At 70.0% G+C, this 1,205-nt stretch carries 1 protein-coding gene; it reads left to right on the plus strand.

Annotation, left to right across the window (positions count from 1 at the left end):
- Positions 1-355: 355 nt before the first annotated feature.
- Positions 356-1,188 (plus strand): IS5 family transposase gene (locus tag ACRYMN_RS20840; RefSeq protein WP_432499335.1). Its coding sequence is split into 2 segments (ribosomal slippage): positions 356-716 and positions 716-1,188, totalling 834 coding nucleotides; the frame shifts between segments, so codons are not numbered across the junction.
- Positions 1,189-1,205: the final 17 nt, after the last annotated feature.

A 1,205-nucleotide genomic window follows, 5' to 3' on the forward strand; every position in this document is an offset into this window, starting at 1 on the left:
GCTTTTTCCATCCCGCTGACGAGCGGGGTTGCAGCGGGCATGAGCGAAGCCCCTAGTAGGACGGGAATTGTCGAGATCGTCCGCATTACTAGAGGCTTCGCGTGCTGTCTTACCCATCCGGGTTGCCGGTTCTCATCCGCGCCCTGAGCCTGCTCACCCAAGCGCTGCGTCGACGTCGAAAGCGCATCGGCTCGCCCTGGCGCCGCCTGTCGCCGGGGCGCCGAGCGCTACTGGTGGTGACGCACCTGCGCAGGGGAAAACGCTACGCGCAGTTGGCCGCCGGCTTTAGAAGCCGTTGCGGAAGTTGGTCCATTACTCTGGCGCCTCGCGCTGAGACAGGCGCAACCTGGACGCCATGGCCACCACGACCGGGACGCCACCACGCGAGCTGGTCAGCGATGAGTTCTGGCATCTGCTGGTCCCGCTGATCCCACCCCCACCACCGGCGGTCCACGGGCGCACCGGCCGACCGCGGCGCGATGACCGCGCGGTGCTCGAAGGCATCGTCTTCGTGCTGACCACGGGCATCGGCGGGGCGAAGTTGCCTCCCGAGCTGGGGCACGGCTCGGGCTGGACGTGCTGGCGCCGGCTGCGCGAGTGGCAGGAGGCCGGCGTGTGGGACGAGCTGCACGCTGCGGTGCTGGACCGGCTCGGTCAGCAGGGGTTGCTGGACTGGTCACGGGCGAGTGCGGACTCGGTCAGTGTCCGGGCGAAAGAGGGGGCGAGCTGACGGGTCCGAACCCCACGGACAGAGGCAAGTTGGGCACCAAGTACCACCTGCTCGTCGCCGCCGATGGGCTGCCGTTGAACGTCGTGCTCTCCGGCGCGAACCGGCACGACTCGATGTTCCTGGCCGCGCTGCTGGACGGCCAGCGCGCCGTCAAGGGCATCGGGCGCGGCCGGCCCCGGCGCCGCCCGGGCAAGCTGCACGCCGACAAGGGCTACGACAACCGGCGCTGCCGCGCCTACCTGCGTCGGCGCGGGATTACCGCGCGCATCGCCCGCATCGGCGTCGACTCCAGCCAGCGCCTGCGCCGGCACCGCTGGGTCGTCGAGCGCACCATCGGCTGGCTGCTGTCCTGCAAGCGCCTGGCGCTGCGCTACGACCGCAGCGCGGTCACGATCACCGCGCTGGCGCGGCTGGCGGTCACGCTGATCTGCGCCCGGCGGCTAGCTCCAGCGGACTAACAACTCCTTTCACTATG

The organism is Kineococcus gypseus (genome assembly GCF_050871305.1).
GTDB classification, from domain to species: domain Bacteria; phylum Actinomycetota; class Actinomycetes; order Actinomycetales; family Kineococcaceae; genus Kineococcus; species Kineococcus gypseus.